Below are 20,808 nucleotides of genomic sequence, written 5' to 3'. Positions count from 1 at the left end.
GCCAAGTCCGCTCTGCCCCGGGTTGGTGAGGTGGCGAACGGCCGTCGCGGCGAGAACCGCAAAGATACTCCTGATGCGCGCGTGCAAAAGTCGCTTTGCCCCTCACAAGGATCGCCGGCGAAAGATCGGACTGCTGCAGCCCTATGAATGCGACCGGTGTGGCAAGTGGCATCTGGGCCATCCTGTTGCGGACTGGAAAGGTCCGAAGCAATGACGGGGTGCGGGTCATGATCGGATTCTCACAGCTCGAAGATCTCGCGCAGCTGCAGAGTCGATTTGCCGAACATGCCGATGCAGGTCGGCGAATTGAATGGCTCGGCGCCGGCGCCCAGGCACTTCGACTGTCAGATTGCGCCGCGGACAATGCAGCTCGAGCGGCGATCGCGCCGGCGATCGAGCTTCAGCAGCGCGCCACCTCGACCAGTGGAACCGTCGCGGCCATATCGTTGATCTTTTCGCCGCCGTTCGATTTGGCGGAGCATCCCGAAGGTAAAAGACGCGACGATCTCCGCGCGGCTCATCTTTCCGCGGCCCGAATGGCATTGCAGCATATCGAGGAATGGTCGGCCGTTTTCGACGAGCACGGCGTGCTGACTCGGCCGAGGGGCATTGTCTGTGCACTCTGTATGGCCGATCGGGCGTTTGTTCTCGAGATGCTCATCCTGGGGTGGGCAATCGCGGCCGACGGGCAGTGGGGACTTCTCGACGGATGGTCAATCGCCGCCCAGATCGCGGCGGCTGAGTCCATGTATGCGAGTGAGCTCGGACGTCGCCTCGCTGCCCAGGCTGTGCGCATGGTCTGGCTCGGCCCGTCTACGGCTCGCCTCAAACCTATGCTCTGGCCCGAGACCGAACCGCGGCTGTCGATAGAAAGCATGATGCAGGACCTCGAGCTCCGGCGAGGTGCGAAATGACCGTTTCGATCGGCCGCGTCCATTCGCCCGGTAAGGCCGCCGACTATTTCGCGAACGACAATTATTACACGGCCGAACAGTCGGAGGCCGCGTCGGTCTGGATGGGCGAGGGCTCCCGCGATCTCGGATTGTCAGGAACCGTCGAGGCGGGCGTGTTCGAGAAAATCCTCGACGGCAAATTGCCTGACGGTACGCAGGTCAGCAATCCGGAGACGCGCGACTATGGCCGGGACTTCACCTTTTCGATGCCGAAGTCTGCCTCGCTCCTTGCCCTAGTCTCTGGCGATACCCGTATTCTCGCCGCGCACGTCCAGGCGGTGAAGGAAACGATGGCGTGGGCCGAAAAGAATCTTGCCGAAGCGCGCGTTCATGTCGGCGGGAAGGATATTGCGGTTCGGACCGGCAATCTCGTTTACGCGCTTTTCCAACACGACACGAGCCGTGCGACGGATCCGCAAAGCCATATCCATGCCGTAATCGCCAATCTGACCCGGCTGCCCGAACGCTTCCGCAACCCTGATCGCGTCGATCCAAAGACCGGAGAGGTCACCAGCGACCACGGCTGGCGAGCATGGCATAACGGGGCGATGTACCGGGCCAGTGCTACGCTTAGTTCGATGGCCAACGCGATCCTCCGCGAAAAGCTCGAGGGCTTGGGCTACAAGACAGAGCTAACCGGGAAACATGGCGCCTTCGAGGTTCTCGGACCGAATGGCGAGCGCATCAACAAGGAGGCCCTCGACGGCTTCTCCAAGCGCGGCAATGACATCAAGGCAAAGGCTGAAGAACTCGGTGTTCACAGCCCGGAAGGTCGACGCGCTATCACCCAGCGCACCCGCGACGCCAAATTGGACGCCGGCGACCGAACGGAGCTCGCCGAACGGTGGCGAGATGAAGCGCGGGTCTATCGCTATAATGGCGACCAGATCTACGCGATGGCTCTCGCCAAGTCGCAGGAGCGATCATCGCCGATCGAGCGGGGAATTCTAGCCGTCAGCTCCGCTATCCGGGAAACGCGCGATCGCCTCGTCGATTACCTGAAGCGGCCCGACGATCCATTGGTTGATTCCGGCCTTGCAAAACTCACACGGACGCCGGCGACGGCCCGGGCCCAGTTTGCAACTGCCAGCGCCATTCGGATACTAAGCGAGCGCGAAGCCGTCTTCAGCACCGCGGATGTCGTCAAAACGGCGATCGACCTTGGCGAAAAGGGCGTTACGCCGGACCGTGTAGAGCGGCGCATCGCCGAGTTGGTCGAAAAGGGCGAGATCGTTCCCGAAACCTCCCAGCGCTTCGACAAGGCCGTCGACATGGTGACAACCCGGGAGGCAATCGAACAGGAACGCAGGATCCTCAAGGCGATGGACACTGGCGCCGGCGACGCACGGCCGCTGATGTCTGCCGACGTTGCAAAGACCCGCCTGCAGGAACTGGCTGCGCCGCGCGAGCTCAACCATGAGCAGCTCGCGGCCGCGATCCAGATCGTGTCGTCTCCCGATCGCATCGTACTCGTCCAGGGGCGCGCCGGCGCCGGCAAATCAACGATGCTCCAGCCCGTCGCCAAGGCGGAGGCTATCGACGCGGCAGCACGGGTCATCGGGGCCGAGGATACGAAGGCCGTGCTGTTGACGGCCGACATGCGGGGGGATGCACAGGCTCTCGCGTTCCAGAACAAAATGGTAGCCGATCTTCGGGCCGACACCGGAATGGAGGCGCGTACCGTCGACAGCTTCATCTATTCCAACGAGAAATTCCTGACCGGCGAAGCGTCGCCCCAGGCCCTCGAGGCACGAAAGGCCGAACTCGCCGGCACCTACCTCATCCTCGACGAAGCGTCGATGATCTCAAATGAGCGGATGGACAAGCTTACGGCGATCGCGAACCTAATGGAGGTCGGTCGCCTCGCAATCATAGGCGACCGCAAGCAGCTCAACCCGATCGACGCCGGCAAGAGCTTTTCGGTCATGCAGGCGCGTGCGATTCAGGACCAGCTCCCCGTGAGCGAGGTCAATATCAATATGCGGCAGAAGACCGAGGACATGCGACTCGTGGCGAATCTCGCCGACGCCGGCAACGTGCGCGCGGCGATCGCGATATTGGGTGACCGCGTAATCGTGAGCAAGGATCGCATTACCGATGCGGCGAACGCCTGGCTCGCTTTGCCCGCCGACGATCGCGAGAAGACGACATTGCTCCCGTCGAGCCGCGACGGCCGCGCAGAGGCAAACCGGATTATCCAGGACGGACTGAAAGCCGAGGGCACGTTGAAGGGCGAGGGTCGCGCTTTCAATGTCCGCGAGACGCTCCAGCTCACCCGGGAAGAGTATCGCTACGCACGGAATTGGCGCGAAGCCCAGTTCCTCGAGGTCGGCGGCCGCGACAATGGTCTTGGGCTGGCGAAGGGCGATTACCGCATCGAACGAGTTTTCGAGAACGGGCGCGTCGAGCTGCGCGACATGCGCGGCCGCAAACACCGTGTGGAGCCGATGAAGATCGATCCGAACGGCAAGCTCAATCGGCTGAAGCTCAGCAATGAGAAGCGCATCGAGGTCCACGAAGGCGAGCGGATCCGCTGGACGGACAGCGATAAGCGTGACGGCCGCGGAATGATCAACGCGACGATCGCGAGCATCGAAAAAGTCAGTGCTGAAGGAATCGTGGTGAAATTGTCCGACGGGGAGCTTCGGGAGCTGAAGAACGGCGACCCGATGCTGAAACGGATGGACCTCGCCTATGCCATCAATACCCACATGGCGCAGGGCATCACCAATGAGACCGTATTTTCTGTCATGGGCGCCCGAGAAACTAACCTTTCCAATGCTCGAGCATTCCTCGTCAACCACACCCGCCAACAGGTCGACGTCCGTTTATTTACCGATGACAAGGACAAGCTCGTCCGCCAGCTCGAGAACAACCGCGGAGATAAGACGTCTGCGCTCGAGGCGATCGGTGAACTGAACGTCGAAAAGATCCTTTCGGGCAAGGACGCGCAGCGCGATCCCGGAACAGATCGGGACGGCGGCACCGCTTCTCGTGCCAGCGACCTTGAGCGGAAGCTGGATCTCGGGAGCATGGCGGATGTTGACGCAGGATCGAAAGGTGACAACGCCGATCGCAAAACGGCCGATACGCTTGGTACCGGAAATTCCGACGACAAGGGCAGCGGTAAGCCGGATACCAAGGCACCCGCCCCGGCCCAGCGGGAAGAACCTCAGCTCGATCGGTCCAAGGGGCTCGAACTATGATGAACGAGAAAGCGTCCAACATGAGCACGTTACGCCGTTCCTTCGCCGCGATCGCGAGCACGCCGATGGCGATGCACCGAAGGCTTTCAGCCGTGTCGCTGAAAATCGCACGCTTCATCACCCGAACCGGAAAGAGCAGAGGAGAAGCCGCCTTCTGGATCGTGGGAGCCAGCGTTGCAGCGTTTGGCGCTGCGATCGTCGTCGCCTCTAAACTTGGCGAACTTGCCGGGATCCTGACGCTTCAGCGTTGGCAGTCTTCGACCGAGTTGCTCGAGCTCGGAATGGGGATCGGCGTCATCTATCTTGTCGGCCATGTCTTTGTAGGCCTGGTGCGCGCGGTGCGCGAAGAGGCCCGATGGGTTCGCCGAGGAGGAGACCGCCCATGAATGGGTCCATGTTCGCATATGCCGGCACAATCATGCTGGTCCTGGGCGGCGGCGAAATGATGGCCCGGCCCTCGAGGCCACCGGCGCCGGTTGAAGTGTCGGGCTGTCATGCGATCGATGGCGACACCCTGCGCTGCGGCCGCGTTCGCGTCCGGCTTCTCGGTATAGATGCGGCCGAACAGCCAGGCCACTGCCGGCAGGGACGGCAATGCGCTCCCGGCGATCCGCGCGCGCAGCGTGCGGCTCTTCAGCGATTTTCCAGCACCAAGCTGACGGTGACGCCGATCAAGACCGATCGATGGGGGCGGATGGTCGCTGTTGTCCGGACGACATCTGGTGAAAACCTTAGCTGTCTCATGTTGCGGGCGGGCGCGAGCTACGTGGCCCGATGGGACGATCGAGACGCAATCTTGCGAAGCTGCAGGTCCGCGGTGCGAGAAGCGAACCACCTATGAAACACGACGACATGAGGAGAAGGCAATGAAGACCAAAATTTCGACTGTGGCCCTCGCCGGCATTGCCGCCGCGATCGCCATAACGCCGATCGCCGCGGCCGCGCAGGATAGCAGCCGCACCACGGAGCTCTACCACATTTTCGACTTCAAGACCGCGGTGAAGCGCGGTGAGATGATCCGGATTCTTCAGGACGGCATTAACCCGAATATCTCGAAATCGAATACGGTCACGCCGATCGTGATGGGGCCGGCGCCGGAAACTCCGGGGCGCTTCACCCTCGTCAATCCGTTCGAGAACAGCCCCTATGCCGGCTTCATTTCGACGTCGCAGCTTTCGACGATCAAGCAGGCGCGCTGCGACGGCGCCGTCTGGATCAGCTCGGCCGTGAGGAAGGTTCGGGGATCGCAGCAACTGATGATCACGATGTGCCTCTTTCCCTATGTGCAGGGCTACCAGCTCGACGTCTATGCGATCGACATCAAGGAAAAGGGTGGAGGTCTCGACGCGCGGCTTGGTCGGGCGCTCGGACAGGCCATTGTCGGGAACAGCGACAATTGGACGAACAAGACGATCCTCGACGTCGTGCGGTACGTGCGGTCGACCACGGGCGCGACCGTGACCTATGTCGAAGGCCAGCCCGAGTTTACCGGCACACCGTGGGAGGACGGAATCCAGCTCGCGCCGTCGGCGGCCGACAAGAAGACCGTGGACACGGCGCCGGCGCCGACCGGCGCTGCTCCGAGTGCGAACGGGAAGGAGCCAGGGCAATGAGCGGTTTCGATTTTGATGAAGTTGGCGAATTCTCATCGGAGAAAGCCGCGGAAGACTGGGCCCGCGAGAACAATGTCGATTTTCGCGATATGGATATAAAGCCCACATCGGGCGGGAAAGCGCGGGCTTGGGTGCGCCGTGGTTCAACACGGATGTCCGATGTCGAGCTGCGCAATAGCCGTGATCGCGGATTCTTCTGAGATTTCACTGGTTCTGCGCGGTTCAGTCGATTTGACTGGCGCTTTGGATCACCTCTCGCCAGATGAGCGTGACGGCAGCGGAATCGTTCCGCCAAGCGCCGTCTTCAGGAGGTGATACCTATTGAAACTCTGACTGTAATAAGCGTTGCGATGCTTTGCATCGCATTCGCGACCTTGGTGCTGAAAATCATCGAGGTAGCCCGTAAATAACGGGTGCGAGGGTGGGCGCTGGAACGTCCACCCTCAATATGTAAGAGGGCACGCCGCTGGAACGACGTGCCCTCTGAGATGATCCTAAAGATCTCCAACTGCGCCGCCAATATAGGCCGTATTTCCATAATGGTCAATGAATGCGGTCGCGGCGCGGATTGCATGTCTTTCCGACCGAGTGCCGCTTCAGATCGGCAGAAGCGCATCGCGGTGGATGAATTTGCCCCTGCCGTTGCCGCGACAGGGGCATATCACGGTGATAGTTCATCGACTCTGACACGCGCGCTATAGCGTCGCACTGGTAAAAATTCCACGACCGTTGGCAAAGACGCAGCGGCCGCAAGCTTTGTCCCGTGGCTTGAGCATGGAATCAAAATATGCCAGTTTTGTTTTGTGCAAAATAATCCATCAGATTCTGCGGCGCAAGATCCCACAACGCAGGCTTACGCCGAGCTGCAGCGCGCCTTCGATCATTACAATCGGTCTCTGTTCGCCGGCGAACTGCCTTATTGCCTGATCACGATGCAGCGTGAGAAGCGGACCTACGGCTATTTCTCGCGCCGCCGTTTTGTTCACACGGTCGACCAGCGATCGACGGACGAAATTGCCATCAACCCTTCCTACTTCGCGGTGGTCCCGCTGCTCGAGATCCTTCAGACGATCGTCCACGAAATGGTACACGCCTGGCAGGCCCACTTCGGTAATCCTTCGCGGCCCGGGTATCATAATCAGGAGTGGGCCAAGAAGATGGAGGCGATCGGTCTCATGCCGTCGAGCACCGGCGCGCCTGGCGGCGCGAGGACCGGCCAAAAGATGGCGGACTATCCAATCCCGGGAGGGCCGTTCATGCTGGCTACCGACGAGCTGCTGACGCGCGACTTTCAAATATCATGGTGCGATCGCTTTCCGCCGACCGAGGCGGCGCCAACGCGGCCGACCTCTTCGGCCGCGGCGCTCGGGTCGGCGATCGCCGACGTGCTAGAGCCAGTAGCGGGCAATCGATCGAATCGAGTCAAGTTTCGCTGTCCCATCTGTGCGGCTCAGGCATGGGGAAAGCCCTCGCTCCGGCTGCTGTGTGGAAATGACGGGTGTGAGCTCGCCGAGCTCGTACCATCCTCGTGACCATCGAGCGAGCCATCGCCGCCAGCTTAGCGGGATCCTCCTGGCCCTTCCCTGCAAACATACAGGAACCTTGCCGTTCTGGGGTGTTTCCTGTATGTTCGCATTGAAGGATTTTGCCATGAATGACCATAGCTTCGACGATGATCTCTCCAGGCGGCTCTACGACCCGTCGCATCCGCTCTACGGCCGAAAGGCTTTCAGCGATGTGTCTGGCGTATCGGTCGATCGTGAAGAAATGACGGAGCTCGGGCCTTGGGGCACGCGCCTCTTGTATGCCGGGCTTGCGCTAGTTGCGGCCTATTTCGGGCTCATCTTGGTCTTCGGAACACATTGACCACGGCCAGCGGTTAGTTGCCGCTGGCCGCTAAACTCAACGCTTGCGGCCTCTTCCTCCGCGCGGCTTCGGATCATGTTCAATGTGCAGGTGATTGTTCGCGGGATTGTCGCGGAACGTCTCGAAATTGACGTCATAGTCTGGTCCGAGGCGTTCGCGAACGTCGCGAGCCCACTGGCGGCCCTGAGTGACGCTGATGTCATTCCCGCGCAGATCAAGCCCCTTCCCTTCGGGATGCAAACTACCGCGAGAATGCTGACTGTCGCGGGCGGACGTTACGACGCGTTGAGGCAGCCCGAGCGCGTGAGCAGACGCCGCAGCGGCCGTCAGCGCCGGCGCCATACTCGAGTCCATTGAGCTGAGATTGGCTCCGCCCTTTACGCCGAGGCCGGCGGCAGCGGCCACGCCGCCGAGATTGACCCGGTGCCCGCCGAGCGGGGCGTCTGCCGCATTGTCCAGCCCAAGCGCCGTCAGCGCCGAGGCCACTCCCGGCATTGTGCGAATAACCCAGGAGTCATTCCGGGCCTCTGCTGTCGCTCCAAGACTGTCAGCCTGACGGCGATCGCCAAGCAAGGTGGCTCTCATACCCTGTCCATAGTCATCGAGCCGCGCCACGCTACCGTCGAGACGGCCGCTGACATTATCTTCGAGGGCCACATCGCGCGCTGTCCCGGAAACATCGACCGCCGGGCCGCGCGATGCGATATCGGCCATGCCCGCAGCACCGATCGCACGGATGTCGGCGGCCGTGGAGAACGCAGGTCCTGCGATCGTCGCCGCCGGCGCGTCTGGGACAACGCCAAGATCGCGGTGCATCTGATCAACGCGATCGTCCATGAATCGCTTCAGCAACGCGTCTTGGGTCATCGCCTGCGTCGTTGTCATGTTGACCAGACCCGGGTGATAGCTCTGATCGAGATGACGATTTTGCGGATCCATCATCGCGGTTTGAGCATAGCGGACAAAATCTTGGCTCAAATTCTTGTTCAACGCGTAGCCGTCGCGCTCAAACTGCGAAAATTCGCTCGACCAGCGCTGATACTGTTCTTCCGCGCGCGAGGCTTCTTCGCTGAGGCTTTGTGAGTGCCTCAGATCCTGTGACACCTCCTGCCCCAGACCACGTACCTGACTGTCGGTCGACGAAGTGGTTGCGCGATAGAAGCTCTCGCGCGCTTGCCGCGCGGCTTCCGAATTCGATTCCTTTTCGAGCCACTGGTAGGCGTCAGTGTTTGCATTCTGAGTTGAAACACCTTGTTCGGAAATCCGAGTATCGCTGGACTTGCCATCGATACTCATTTTCCCGTCAACTTGGCCCGAGAAGGGACCCTTTTTGCCACTAAGTGACCCAGATGCTCCAATACCGGCATTGCCAGTCAGAACCGTATCACGAGCCAATTTATCTGCTTCGCTCTTCGTCATGCCAAACTGGGTCTGAAGCGTATTCGACCATTGTGACGACAGATCTTGAACTTGCGCGATCGACGACTGCAGCGATCGGCCTTCTTCGGTAGTCGCGCTCGCGGACGTCTGCGCCGTATCGAAGAGACGGGCCGACTCCGTGCGTGTCGTCGCCCAACTATCGTTGGCCGCCACCCGCTTTTGCTCGACGACGCCCGAACCTTGGCTAAGTCCCTTCTGCAGCTGCGAGCCGTAATCCTTGCTCGCTGAGATCGCGAAGCCGAGGTTCGAAATGCCCTGGCTCGTGTCGTATGCGAAGGTGCCATCCTCGTTGTACCGGGTGAACGCGCCGTCGCCGGAACGCTGCTGGATCGAGCCGGCGCCGGTATGGAAGCTCGGCGCGGTCGAATATTGATCGCGGCTGAGCGTATTGATTTGGCGATTCATCAGCGACGCGTTGCCATAGGAGTAATTGCCCGTCGTCGCTTCGGCCGCGGCCTGTTCAGCGGCATTTTGGCTGGGCGAAAGGAAGCTCGCCGAGTGCGATGCGATCGCCATTGCCCCCTTCGCCATGCCGGCAGCGATGAACGGCACCGACATGATCATGTAGCCGGCAAGTGCGCCGACATCCTGATTGACGGCCGAGATGCCGGAGAAGTTTGCCGCCGTCATGCCGCCGCTCGCGCCCCATGACGCCAAGGAATCCTGCCATCGCGACATGAAGATCATGTTCAAAATGACGAATAGCGGCCCCCACGCGGCAAGATAGAAGAAGCCGGTGATGTAACCTTTCGCGACCGTCATTCCGTTCGTCGGCAGAAGCATCAACAGGAAAAGGATCGGGAACAGCGAATAGAAAACGACGGTCAGCACGATGTTCAGCAGCGGAACCCACTTCATCGCGCCCGACGCGATCGTCGAATAGGTGTTGCGCGTTTGAATGTCCGCACGGGTCTGCGCGAACGCATCGATCGCGCCCTGCGCCGAACCGCTAGCAAAGCTGTCCCGAGCTTCCGTCAAGGCGTTGATGAACATAGCCTGCCGAATGAGCTGGCCACTGCTCGAGCCCATCCCCGCGGCGGTCATGCCGCCCATGTCGTTGTTCAGCCGTGTCGACGCCTGCGCGACAGGGATACCCGGGAAGAACTGTGCCGCAATTTTGGGTGCCGCGACCGCGTAATAACCGTTCCATCCATTGCGGATGAAATTGTAGGCCGTCTCGCAGGTGACGATCCCCGAGGTCCCGTCGGGATAGATATATTGCTGCGAAAGGGCGACTGACCCCGGCCCCATAGCGCTCAGCAGATCCGGAGATTTCAGAATGTCGTCATAGGTCTTGCGGCCAAGCAGGATGTCATAAAAGACGCACTGCTTGAAATGCTCGTTGAGGTTCGTCGCATACACCGGATCGTCGATCCGAAGGCCCTGCGTCGCATCGAGGAGCTTCGCGCCGTAGATCATGCCTCCAGTCGAATAGTTGAGGACTTGAGGCATCGCGAAAACGGTCTCGGCCGCGCGCGTCAGATAGTCGCCGATTTGGCTGGTAAAGCCGGCCACCAGGCCGAGGCCGATCGGAAGATTGTCGACCACGGCCGCTGTCACACCCGGGTTGGTACGGTCGGTGACCTTGACCGAGATCGTCGGCACCATGACCACCATATACATCAGGGTCGCCTGCATGAACCATTTGAGCAGTGCACGCGGATCCATATTCCAGGCCGTGACCAGGAGCGCCCAGGTGAAGGCCATAACCATCACAACGCGAATGAGGCCCCGGTAGCCGCCGGAGCCCGCCCACGACGCAACCGCGTTGAAGACGTTGACGAGATACTCCCCGCCCCCGACCGTGAAGACCTCGATCATCGCACGCGCTCCTTCAGCCCGAAATCAGGGCCGCAAACCTTGCGCCGACAAGGCGCGGGAAAAGTTGAGGGAGGCCGCCATTCCCGGCGCCATCCGTGTCTGCAGGGTGCTTTCGATCATCATCGCGCGATCGACGATTTCGAACGTCCGCGTAACGCGCTGGTTCACCGTGCTTTCGCGCTCGAACAGCCGCTGGCGGACGCGCGCGAGCTGCTCGTTGAACTGCCGAAGGTTCTCCGAGTCAGCCTGATTGCTGTTGTTCGACTGGCCTGCAGCAACTTGGTCGAGCATCCGCTGGACGATCGAATTGAGAAGATCGATCGCGGTGACCTCCGCCAGCGAATTCAGCTCGCCCGGTGAGAGATTGAAGCCGGATGCCGCCTGCACGGCGACAACCTTATAGAGCGGGATGCTGGCGACACCGAGAAGGTTCTTCTCTTCCGTGGTCAGCGCCGCGTTGGTGCGAACCTTATCGCTCATCGACTGGATGAGAGCGGCAACACGCGGGCGGAGGGCTGTCCCTCCCAGCGCCGGGATCGTGCGCTTGCCCGGGCCCAGGCACTTGTCCGTCTCGTCGCAGCCGAGGACGTCGATCGCCTTGTCGCCATCGAGGAGCGCATCAAGGATCGCGGGATCGCCCTCGCCTCGATAAATGATCGGCAGCGGATCATTGTCGGACGGCCGCTTGCCGACGACGATCGTCCCGGTCAGCGTCATCACCAACTCGCGCATCTGCCGATCGGCGCTCTCGAGCGGCGATTGCTTGATCATGTCCCAGGCGTAATTTTTGGGCCCCGGAGTCATTGCCGCAAGCGAGGGGTCCGTGTTGGAATTGATTGTGGAAGATCTTTCGCCACCGTTGCCGCATCCCCGGCGCGACTTCGCCCAGTCCGAGAACCGACCAGCAGACGTGCCGATCGACTGGCAGATGCGGTCTTCGGCCGCATCGACCTTCGGCCATACCGCGCCGACGGCCGCCGCGGCGGACTCGCAGCTCTGCATGTTGAACTGGTTCACCTTGTTGGCAATGTCCTGAAGCTGATCCATCACCCCGCCGATTTGCGGGCTGATGCTGTCGATCGCGAGCTTAAACGCGAAGCCGATCGCGTTGTTGGCGATCGCCTTCAGGTTCGCGACGAACTCGGACATATTGATGAACGAGAACGAACCCGAGAATATGTCGATACCGCCACAGCCGGCGCGAACCTTCGGAAGCTGAATGTTCGCAGGATAGACGCTCTTCTGTGGGAAACGCGCCCAGACCGAGCCCAGCGAATAATAGCCGGCGGACTGACCCTGATAGGCGGTCGCGCCGGTCGCATTCGCCGAAGCACCCATATCGTTGAAGAAATCGCTCATTTCGTCGCCAACGCCAGCCTGTGCTGGCGCGGCGGCCACCGACAGGGCAATGACGCCGATGCGGATGCGCGAGACTGCTACGCGGATCCGCGCGATGAATGTGATTCCGGTCATCAGAAGTCGCTCCCAACTTTGGTGCTCGTGAGCGTGAAAATGCGTTCGGTGATTTCGTCGGCCGACAGGATGCCGGTGCCGATCGGGATGGGGCGCCGGTTGACGGTGTCATAGAGAACGAGCGCCGGCGTTGCCTTCGAGGTCAGCCCCATCTTGGCGTGTTGACCGACGTCGACGACGTAATTCGGAAACACGCCGTTCGGACCACCGTCCATCGACACAGCGACGACATTGAAACCGCTGCTAGTCGCAAGCGACTTCAGGATCGGAGCGAAAATGTCGCACGCTCCGCAGCTCTGCGCATAAAAATAGAAAATCCCATAGCGGCGCGACAGATTGCGAAGCGCTGCTTCCTGTTCGGCTTTGCGGTTGTCGATCCATGCTCGTTTCGCGAGCGTCGATACCGGGCGCTGCAGCGTGTAGTCCAATTCGGGATTTTGCCACATCGTGCGCTGCCAAACATCGGAGAATGTCGACGCGCGATCGAGCTGTTCGCGCTGGAAGCGAATATAGGCGGTAACATTCTGCTCCGAGGGTTCGAGGATCGCTCGTGCCTTCAGCTCGTCCAGTTGCTTGCTGATCGCCGCAAGCCGTTCGCTGGCGGCCGCCGAAGCAACTGCCGGCGCCGGTTTGGTACTCGGTCGCGGTTTCGGCTTGTCACAATAGAACCAGGTCCCGAGTTTCCGGGCACCGCAGTAGAAGTCTTGATTGGGAGATTCGTCTGTCGCATCCGGCAGTGGCTCTTCGGCCGAGGATTGCGACTCACCCGAATCGGGGTGAGACTGTGCGTGGAGGGGAGTGCCCGCGGCGACAAAGATAGCGCCGACAAATGCAGTTGCGTTACGGATCGCCGTCCTCATTTTTCTCCTCCATGTTGGTAAGCCCGCTCCGGATGGACCACATCACGGCTTTGGTGAGCGGGGATTTGTGCATATCGAGCACCTCCCGCCCGAGCGGGGTGGTATGAAATGCGCCCTCCGCATCCACCGAGAGCCATTCCTTTTCGATCATCGGCTTGCAGATGTCCGCCAACTCTTGCGGATTGATTCCGAACCAGTTTTGCATCGACAGCATGATTTCGTCGGGCGGAACCGGAACGTCCCCGCCGGCTCGCAGCAGCAAACCGAGCTGCAGACTGTTTACGTCGGGCCAGTGGCCTGGCGCCATAATGATGCGCTCGACCCGCTCGAGATGCGCTTTGCGCTCCTCGGGGCTCAAGCGATCGAACTCGTCCTTGTCCATGCGCGGCATCTCCCTTGCTGGCCTCGCAGACGATCATCTGTCCGGCCTCCCTTTCGCCATGCTGACCAAGTCAGCCGAAAAGTCGGCTAGCCTGAACGAGCCTCCGATGCGCGCTAAAACTTCGTGCCCTAAGGTCGTCGCTTGGAGTTTCCAGCGATCTCCCTGCCAGCCCAGCCAGCCCTTTTCGACGAGGCTATCGACGAGCTCGGCAAGGTCGAGCATCGTCAGCGGCGGAGAAAAAAATCCGTCGACCAAATACTTGATCTCATCGGCCTCCAGCGGCTGGTCACCGCTGCACAGCTTCAAGACGGTCCACTCATGGACCATGACGTCCGGAAAATCCGAACGCTCTGCCACCACGGCGCGCAGCGACCGCGGTGGATTATTTGCCGGTGAAGGCTCAGTGTTGGCCCTGATCGGCGTGGAGTCGGTCATCCTGTCAATTCCCTCCCGGTCCATGCTGCTTGTAATAGGCGTCGATCTTCGCCTGGATGTCGCTCGCCATCTGCGCTTCGTCGGGCAGCTTCACGGCTTCGAGAAAATCCGCGTAGATGTCCGAGAAGTCCATTTTGCTGAGATCAAGGCGCGAGAATTCCTCGACGGTGAAGCCTTTGCACTGCTCCTCCTTCGGTTTGTCCCACGGCTTGTTGATTTGCGGCCGCCCCTGCTCCTGCAGGATGCGCGTCAGCTTCGATTCAAAGCAGCAATAGGCTTTGCGCTTGGTCTGGCAGACGCCGAGGAAGCTCGACGAACAATAGCTGCCGATCGAGACGCACAGACCGAGGCGATCCTTCACGTCGAGCTGCTTTTCTTCATTCGAGCAAAGGAAGGTGGTCAAGAATTGGGTGGCAACGCCCGCCAGCGCCGCCGGACCCCCACTAAGCCCGGCCCATGCAGCTGCGGCGGCAACACCGCCCGAGAACAGACCGGACACCTTGCCGGCGCAACAGTTGACCAGCCCGAATACGGGCTTGTGGCACGTCTCGCGCGTGCCTTTGAACAGACCCAAGGTGTCGGGGTCGAATTCCTTACCGACCTGGTCGATCGCGCCCATCGCAACGAGAGCATCCTTGAACTCGTTCGACGCTTCGTCCTCAATCTCGCTGCAGCTCCCGTTGATGCAATACATCGATCCGCCGCAGACATATTCCTTCACATCGGTCGGCGGCGAATTCGGGATCGGACATTTGAACGTCCGCTCCATGACCTTGCAGGGGCCGTTCGGCTCTTCGTCGAGGCAGGTATCGCGCACATGGCTGCATTTTGGATTGGCCTCGAGCTCCGCGCATTCGCTCTGGCCCGCGCTCTCGCCATAGCAAGTGCCATTCTGCTCGGTGGCTCCCGGGGGACAGACCATCGTGACGGTTGCAGGCAGTGACAGCGTCATCGAACAGGTTGTCCCCGAAAGCGTATAATTCGCGGGACAACTGTAATTGGGCTGCGCGGGATAGGTCTTGGTGCAGGTCGTACCCGACAGAGTGAAGTCGGTCGGACAGCTATAATTGGGCGTCGCAGGCTGGGTTTCGGTCTTGCTGCACATATTGCCGCTGAGGCTGTACCCCGACGGACACGAAAAGATCGGCGTCGCGGGTTGCGAGAGAACCGACCGGCACTTGTCGCCCTGGACCTCCCAGCCCGATGGACAGCTATAGGTCACGTCCGCCGGCTGAGCGAGATCGATCGTGCAGACCGAACCCGAAAGCGAGCCACCGTTCGGGCAGCTGTAGGTGACCGTCGCGCTCGACTCTTCGGTTCGCGAACAAGTGGTTCCCGACAGATTATAGCCCGACGGACAATAATAGACCGGGCTCGCAGACGTCGACGTGACGATTGTGCAGGTCGTTCCGTTCAACGTGCCCCCATTAGGGCAGGTATGCGTGACCGTTGCCGGCAACGAGCTGCTCGTGTTGCAGATGTTGCCGGCAAGCGTGCCGCCACTCGGGCAGCTATAGGTGACGGTGGCGGGGCTGCTCGAGCTCGTTTGGCACGTCGTACCATTGAGGGTTCCTCCATTCGGGCAGCTGTAGGAGACAGTCCCCGGCGTTGCCGAAACCATCGTGCACATCGAGCCTTCGACGACATAGGCGCCGGGGCAAGTGTAATTGACTTTCGGGTGGAAGAAGCACTTCGTGCCGGAGTAGCCTTGAGCCTTGCCTTCCTTGTAGAAACCAATCCAACCGGTGGGACAGGTTTTCCCTGTTTTCGCCATGCCGCAATAGGGCGCGCCCTCGAAGGTATAGAGATCCATCGGAATCGCCCAACCGCTGCATTGGTAAACCGGGGTGCCCGGCGTCTGCGATGTCGTCATGCAGTTCGTGCCGTTCAGCGTTCCACCGTTGGGGCAGCTATAGCTGGCGGTCGCCGCATAGCTTCCCGAGGTGACGCATTCGGTGCCCTGCAGCGTGCCGCCATTCGGGCAGCTATAATTGGGCGTAGCACCATAGCTTCCGGTTGCAGTGCAGGTCGTGCCCGACAAGGTATAACCAGACGGGCAGCTGTAGTTCGGAACCGCCGTATAGGTCCCGGTCTGCGTGCAGGTCGTGCCGTTCAGATCGTAACCCGCAGGGCAGGTATAATAGACATCAGCTGGCTGCGAGAGCGTCCGCGAACAAGTGGTGCCGGAGAGGTTATAGCCAGCCGGGCAGCTATAGCTTGCGGTCGCGGCATAGGTCGATTTCGACCGACAGGTGGTTCCTTCCAGCACATAGCCTGCAGGGCAGTTGTAGTTGGGCGTCGCCGATTGCTCGAGCGTCCGGACGCAACGATCTCCTTCGAGCATATAGTCTGCCGGGCAGCTGTAGCCGGTGATGACCGCCGGTTCAGTCGTCGTGCGAACGCAATTTGTCCCCTGCAGCGAGAAGCCCGCGGGACAGCTATGGCTCGACACGGACGCCGGCTGAGTGACCACGCAGGTTGTGCCCTGCAGCACACCGCCGTCCGGACAGGTGTAGGTGACGTCCGCAGGCTGCGTCAGCGTTTTGGAGCAAGTCCGCCCAACCAGCGTATAGCCATCGGGGCAGCTCAGCTCCTCGACGCGATCGGGCGTCGTCACGGTGACGCCGACATCGCAGGTCGCGTCGTAATAATCCTGCTTCTCGCCGACTTTGACCTCTTCGCAGGTTCCCGGCGTGTTGCTGATGTCTTCGCCGAGCTCGGAGCTGCCGGCGTTTTCGTTGATCTCCTCGCCCTTCTTGATGATGTCCTCGAACGACGCAGGGTCGACAGTCGCGCGATTTGCATCGGCGCCCATCATGACTTCCCAAGCTTCATTGCCGACGGCCGAGCCACCGGCGGAGTTCAAAGCGCCGTCATCGCTCCCGAAGAGATTCGACAGATCGCTTGGAGCGGTGGAGTACCCGGGGATGACGTCCCCGGTGACTTCCTGATCCGGAATCGAGGCTGCGCCTTCTTTGCCCGTTTTGGCGAAGGCTTCGCCGTCTTTCTGCGCAGACGTGATGTCGCCCGACGGGGCGGTCTGAGCCCGAACGACGGGCATCGGACCGATAGCCATAGAAAGCGCGGCCGCGATCGCGACCATCGAGCGGCTGAAGCGACGGCCGAGACAGCCAGTTCCAACCCTCTGGTCAATTGCAGCGCCATTCATAGCATAGATCATGACCCCTGCCCCCTTTTCAACCGGGACAGTGCCTGGTTCGCGATCGCCGATCCCGGGCCCCGCCCGTCAACAAAGGTCTCCAGCGCATATTCGAGCGGTACGTTTCCGGTCATCCGGTCGAAGGGCGGAACCATCGTTCGGCAGTCGAAACCGTCGCACAGTTCAAAATCGGACGTCACGACGACGATCGCGGGCACGGCGGTCACATCGAACGCGCGGAACAGTCGCGGGTCGATCCCGATGCTCCCGTAAGCGTCCTGGTTGTCGACCACCTTCATGATGCCCTGCTGAAAGGCTTTCATGGAGTTGCCGGGGAAACCATTGAAGACGACGGTTCCACCCGCCTTCGCGGTATCGCGAATGAGCTTTTTCAGGCTCTGTTCCGGCATCGACAGGGAGGCGAAGACGATGAGCTGCGGCGCCCCCTTGTCGCTCGCCTCGAGATCGGTCGACGCGGCAAGCATCTGGTCGAAATCGATCGGCCCCGTTGGTCCGCCGCCAAGCACACCCTTATTCTCGGCCAGATTGCGATTGCCGGCGTCGGCAGCATCCTTCGCCTCCGCTCGCATCTCATCGCCGCGGCGCGAAACCTCGCGGATGAGCGCTTCCGCGTCTGCATCGGCCGCTTCGCCGCGACCAATAATCTGCTGAATGTCGAGCCCCTCGACGTTCTGCGCGAGGGCAATGCCGCCACCGCAAACCGACAGGATCGCGGCACCGGCAAAGAACTTCCCTTTTTCGGAAAGGTTTTTCAAAGGACGCAGCAATTTCGCTTCCTCCAAACAAGATAGCCCATGTCTTCGCCAACGGCGGGATAGGTGTTGCCGGATCCCGGCTTCATGTCGGAGGCGCCGATCGGCGGGCAGGCCCAGCGTCCCTTCACCATCGGCGACGGCACCGTGGCCTGGAACCGATATTGCTGCTTCTTCATGATCGGCATGATGTATTTGCCGCAGAGCCCCTTCTTGCCCATCGTCCCCCACGCGATACCTTGCCGATGAAGCTTGAAAGCGAAGCGCGACAGTGCGAGCCGGCTCGACTGAACGTGGCCGATGTGCGCGGAGATGTTTCCGTTCATCGGATACATCGGCCCGAGGCAGCCAGCGCACCAGAAGAGCGGGTCGAGCGGAAGTTTACCGGTGGCGGCGCCACAGTCTGCCGCGCACGCCGTTTGCGCGAGCGGATTGGCAAAGAGTGCGACTTCCGGATTGATCAGCGCCGTCAGCGTATCATCCTGCCAGAGCGGATCGATTTCGGTGACATAGGCGATGTCGAATGACGACTGCTCGAGGCAGGCAACGTCCGTCAGGAGCTCCATCCAGTAGAGCAACGGATAGACATACCAATGGACGTGCCATTTCGCGCCGCGATCATGTCCGTCCACGCTATCCGCCGCGCGGCCGTGGCCGATATTGAACCCCGGCGAGATCTTCTTGCCGCCGAGGCTCGCAAAGCACCACGGCTTCATCGTGACATCGGCAAGGCGTACCGGCTCCCAAAAGCCCATCGCTACACCAATGCGCGGGAGCGGCGACCCGCAAGCGCAGATCGGGAGATCGGGATTGTCCGTGTCGGGTCGATCCGACGGCATGATCTTCAGGCCACCCACCGACAACGGAAACAGGCACGACCAGCAGACGTCCGTGATGGGGTTCACGAACTTGCCCGTACACTTCCCCGGCGTCCCATCGATCCCCGCGGCCCCAGCGGTTACGGGAGCAAGGATCGCGAAGGTCAGCGCCGCGAGCGCGGCGCGAACGGACGTGCGAGCGGCCCTGACGATCCCGCCGACAGATTTGGAGAGGCGGGAGCTCATTTGCGCCCCACACCGAGCGGGATTTCAGAAACCCGCATCGTCTTCCCGTTCGGTTCGACCACCGCCGGCACCGCTCGGATCCCGAAGCGGCCGACAAGAAACCCGCCCTGGTCGAAATAGAAGCGGCGCTGATGGGTGGTCATCGCATCAAGCGGCGCCCCCTTGACCATGATGAGCTTGGCGCCGCGGTCATCGAAGCGGCGCAGTGCCCAATGTATCTGGTCGCGGTCATCGCCGTCGATGAACACGAGCTTTTGACGGATCGTCACGAAATCCAGAGGATTCACGCGCTGGCCAGCGCGCGCGATGACATTGCCCTTGTTGTCGAGAATATCCTTGTCGACCTGCATTGTCGGGTCGAAGATCCAGCTCCGCTCGCGAACGGCAAGCGCGATGCCGACGACGGGTCGGGGACGGCGGACGCCAGCTTCCGTGCGTCGGGTCAGTTCCGCGTTCATCCGTTCGATGCCGCCGCTCGCCTCGAGCGTGCGAAGCTTCTGCTCGATCGTGCGCAGGAGATCGGGCTCGGAAATCCGGAACACGGCACCTTGCTGACCATAATCCTTTGCACTGGCGCTCGGCATGTTTGCGACGAGCGCGAACGGCACAAGCGCCGTGGCCAACGCAGTGCGGCGAAGGACGGCGCGTGTCATAGCAGCGACCATTTCGATACTCCGACAATCTGGCGGGTGCATACGAAGCCGATGGCGGCATAGCGGCTATCGAAGCCGTCGGGATGCGGGCTGCCCATGTAATAGCATCCGCTCGGGATCACGCCCGTCGGCCCCGGCGCCAGTTTTTCGCCTACGGAGGATACCGGCTTCAGCTTACCCACCAGCTGCTCCGATGGTGCGTCATTGCCGGCGCCAGCAGCCCAGCTCACAACAACGTCCGAACCACGATGCGAGACGGTGTCACCGGGCATTCCATAGACGATCTTGCCAAAGACCGGCGGTTCGGCGCCAAAATGAGCATGGACAAGCGGGTTGGACGGTGGCGCGAAGAATGCCACCTCGCCGCGCTTTACGGACTTCCCGCGCTCGAAATAATAGGCCCAGTTGGGCAGCGACGGTGATCGATTGATGAAAAATCCGTGCCGCTGCGCGTAGCTGTCCAGCGAGAGCCACGCGCTGGTAGCCGCGACCAGACCGATCGCGATCACCGTGTTGCGAAGGAAAGGCGATCGCAGCGCGCCCATCGCGTCACTGCCCGCCGCCGGGCAGCAGACCACCACCACCAAAGACAGGCGAGCTTCCTGCAGGCGGTGCCGCTGGCGTCGACGGCATCAGAGCAGGCATTGCGGGAGCCGGAGCGGCCGCCGCCACACGCGGCGGCGGATTGCGCTTGATAAACTCGCCGACCGCTGCGCGCACATCGGGAGTGATGTCCGGCATCGAGGCCGCCACCACTGCTTCGCTCACCACGATCGTTTCGCCGGCGGCCGCGCGGTCCTGAAGGGTGCGCTGCATGGCCGACATAAAATGCCGCGTGTCGGAATCGACCTGTTCCGGGCTAGCTCCCGAGCGCGCTTCCGCCATGATGAAATCGTTCGCCATGCCGGCGAGGCTGATCGAGACGATCCGCCGTTCCTTGAGAATCATGAGCTCGCGGGTTGCCCACCCGCCCCATACGAGCGCGGCAACGAGGGCCGTGCCCCCCAAAATCTGACCCCAGCTGAAACCGGCAAATCCGCGCCGGCGGGCCGTAGGCGCCGCCTCGCCTTCGGCCGAAGGAACGAGCGGCTCTCCACCGATCGTCAATG

The 20,808-nt window shown here is 61.3% G+C and carries 19 protein-coding genes; 8 read left to right on the top strand and 11 right to left on the bottom strand.

Annotation, left to right across the window (positions count from 1 at the left end):
• Positions 1-227 precede the first annotated feature (227 nt).
• The 8 genes from ATE71_RS11175 to ATE71_RS11140 all read left to right on the top strand — a co-directional run bounded on the left by ATE71_RS11175 (position 228) and on the right by ATE71_RS11140 (position 7,638).
• Positions 228-914 carry a hypothetical protein gene (locus ATE71_RS11175; protein ID WP_152998745.1) on the top strand — a complete coding sequence of 229 codons (687 nt, stop codon included), beginning with the start codon at positions 228-230 and terminating at the stop codon, positions 912-914.
• Positions 911-4,159 (top strand): MobF family relaxase, encoded by a 3,249-nt coding sequence (gene mobF, locus ATE71_RS11170; protein ID WP_058801079.1) that lies wholly within the window; start codon positions 911-913, stop codon positions 4,157-4,159. Before ATE71_RS11175 ends, mobF begins: the two co-directional genes overlap by 4 nt.
• Positions 4,156-4,545 (top strand): hypothetical protein, encoded by a 390-nt coding sequence (locus ATE71_RS11165; RefSeq protein ID WP_058801080.1) that lies wholly within the window; start codon positions 4,156-4,158, stop codon positions 4,543-4,545. The genes mobF and ATE71_RS11165 overlap by 4 nt, the downstream gene beginning before the upstream one ends.
• Complete coding sequence (locus ATE71_RS21735) at positions 4,515-5,000, top strand: thermonuclease family protein (RefSeq protein ID WP_321164276.1); 486 nt, start codon at positions 4,515-4,517, stop codon at positions 4,998-5,000. Before ATE71_RS11165 ends, ATE71_RS21735 begins: the two co-directional genes overlap by 31 nt.
• A gap of 25 nt (positions 5,001-5,025) precedes the next feature.
• On the top strand, positions 5,026-5,772 hold the full coding sequence (locus ATE71_RS11160) for a hypothetical protein (RefSeq protein WP_058801081.1): 747 nt from the start codon (positions 5,026-5,028) through the stop codon (positions 5,770-5,772).
• Entirely contained in the window at positions 5,769-5,972 is a 204-nt protein-coding gene (locus ATE71_RS11155) for a hypothetical protein (protein ID WP_058801082.1), read from the top strand. Before ATE71_RS11160 ends, ATE71_RS11155 begins: the two co-directional genes overlap by 4 nt.
• A 603-nt stretch (positions 5,973-6,575) precedes the next feature.
• Complete coding sequence (locus tag ATE71_RS11145; RefSeq protein WP_058801083.1) at positions 6,576-7,304, top strand: SprT-like domain-containing protein; 729 nt, start codon at positions 6,576-6,578, stop codon at positions 7,302-7,304.
• A gap of 118 nt (positions 7,305-7,422) precedes the next feature.
• The gene (locus tag ATE71_RS11140; protein WP_152998744.1) at positions 7,423-7,638 is read left to right on the top strand and encodes a hypothetical protein; all 216 of its coding nucleotides are present in this window, start codon (positions 7,423-7,425) and stop codon (positions 7,636-7,638) included.
• Positions 7,639-7,674: 36 nt separating this feature from the next.
• Here the strand turns inward: ATE71_RS11140 and ATE71_RS11135 are convergent, their stop codons facing one another.
• The 11 genes from ATE71_RS11135 to ATE71_RS11085 all read right to left on the bottom strand — a co-directional run bounded on the left by ATE71_RS11135 (position 7,675) and on the right by ATE71_RS11085 (position 20,806).
• Positions 7,675-10,899: a conjugal transfer protein TraG N-terminal domain-containing protein gene (locus tag ATE71_RS11135; protein ID WP_058801085.1), complete on the bottom strand. Its 3,225-nt coding sequence runs from the start codon at positions 10,897-10,899 to the stop codon at positions 7,675-7,677.
• Between the two features lie 24 nt (positions 10,900-10,923).
• On the bottom strand, positions 10,924-12,372 hold the full coding sequence (locus ATE71_RS11130) for a conjugal transfer protein TraH (RefSeq protein ID WP_058801086.1): 1,449 nt from the start codon (positions 12,370-12,372) through the stop codon (positions 10,924-10,926).
• Positions 12,372-13,232 (bottom strand): conjugal transfer protein TraF, encoded by an 861-nt coding sequence (locus tag ATE71_RS11125; RefSeq protein ID WP_082656928.1) that lies wholly within the window; start codon positions 13,230-13,232, stop codon positions 12,372-12,374. The genes ATE71_RS11130 and ATE71_RS11125 overlap by 1 nt, the downstream gene beginning before the upstream one ends.
• On the bottom strand, positions 13,213-13,614 hold the full coding sequence (locus ATE71_RS11120; protein WP_058801087.1) for a hypothetical protein: 402 nt from the start codon (positions 13,612-13,614) through the stop codon (positions 13,213-13,215). Before ATE71_RS11120 ends, ATE71_RS11125 begins: the two co-directional genes overlap by 20 nt.
• 33 nt (positions 13,615-13,647) lie before the next feature.
• Positions 13,648-14,049 carry a hypothetical protein gene (locus ATE71_RS11115; protein WP_152998743.1) on the bottom strand — a complete coding sequence of 134 codons (402 nt, stop codon included), beginning with the start codon at positions 14,047-14,049 and terminating at the stop codon, positions 13,648-13,650.
• 4 nt (positions 14,050-14,053) lie between these two features.
• Positions 14,054-17,110 carry a conjugal transfer protein TraN gene (locus tag ATE71_RS23100; RefSeq protein ID WP_321164275.1) on the bottom strand — a complete coding sequence of 1,019 codons (3,057 nt, stop codon included), beginning with the start codon at positions 17,108-17,110 and terminating at the stop codon, positions 14,054-14,056.
• A gap of 116 nt (positions 17,111-17,226) precedes the next feature.
• The gene (gene trbC / locus ATE71_RS11105; RefSeq protein ID WP_235587985.1) at positions 17,227-17,985 is read right to left on the bottom strand and encodes a type-F conjugative transfer system pilin assembly protein TrbC; all 759 of its coding nucleotides are present in this window, start codon (positions 17,983-17,985) and stop codon (positions 17,227-17,229) included.
• Positions 17,982-19,046: a conjugal transfer pilus assembly protein TraU gene (traU, locus tag ATE71_RS11100; protein WP_152998742.1), complete on the bottom strand. Its 1,065-nt coding sequence runs from the start codon at positions 19,044-19,046 to the stop codon at positions 17,982-17,984. The genes trbC and traU overlap by 4 nt, the downstream gene beginning before the upstream one ends.
• Positions 19,043-19,699 carry a type-F conjugative transfer system protein TraW gene (gene traW / locus ATE71_RS11095; RefSeq protein ID WP_058801090.1) on the bottom strand — a complete coding sequence of 219 codons (657 nt, stop codon included), beginning with the start codon at positions 19,697-19,699 and terminating at the stop codon, positions 19,043-19,045. Before traW ends, traU begins: the two co-directional genes overlap by 4 nt.
• Entirely contained in the window at positions 19,696-20,283 is a 588-nt protein-coding gene (locus tag ATE71_RS11090) for a S26 family signal peptidase (protein WP_231728245.1), read from the bottom strand. The genes traW and ATE71_RS11090 overlap by 4 nt, the downstream gene beginning before the upstream one ends.
• Positions 20,249-20,806, bottom strand: coding sequence for a TrbI F-type domain-containing protein (locus ATE71_RS11085; protein WP_160328034.1), 558 nt, complete (start codon positions 20,804-20,806; stop codon positions 20,249-20,251). The genes ATE71_RS11090 and ATE71_RS11085 overlap by 35 nt, the downstream gene beginning before the upstream one ends.
• Between the last annotated feature and the right edge of the window lie 2 nt (positions 20,807-20,808).

This window comes from Sphingopyxis sp. H115 (assembly GCF_001468465.1).
In the GTDB taxonomy this organism is placed as follows: domain Bacteria; phylum Pseudomonadota; class Alphaproteobacteria; order Sphingomonadales; family Sphingomonadaceae; genus Sphingopyxis.
The sequence above is the reverse complement of the archived record's forward strand: the minus strand, read 5'-3'. Positions and strand labels throughout refer to the sequence as shown.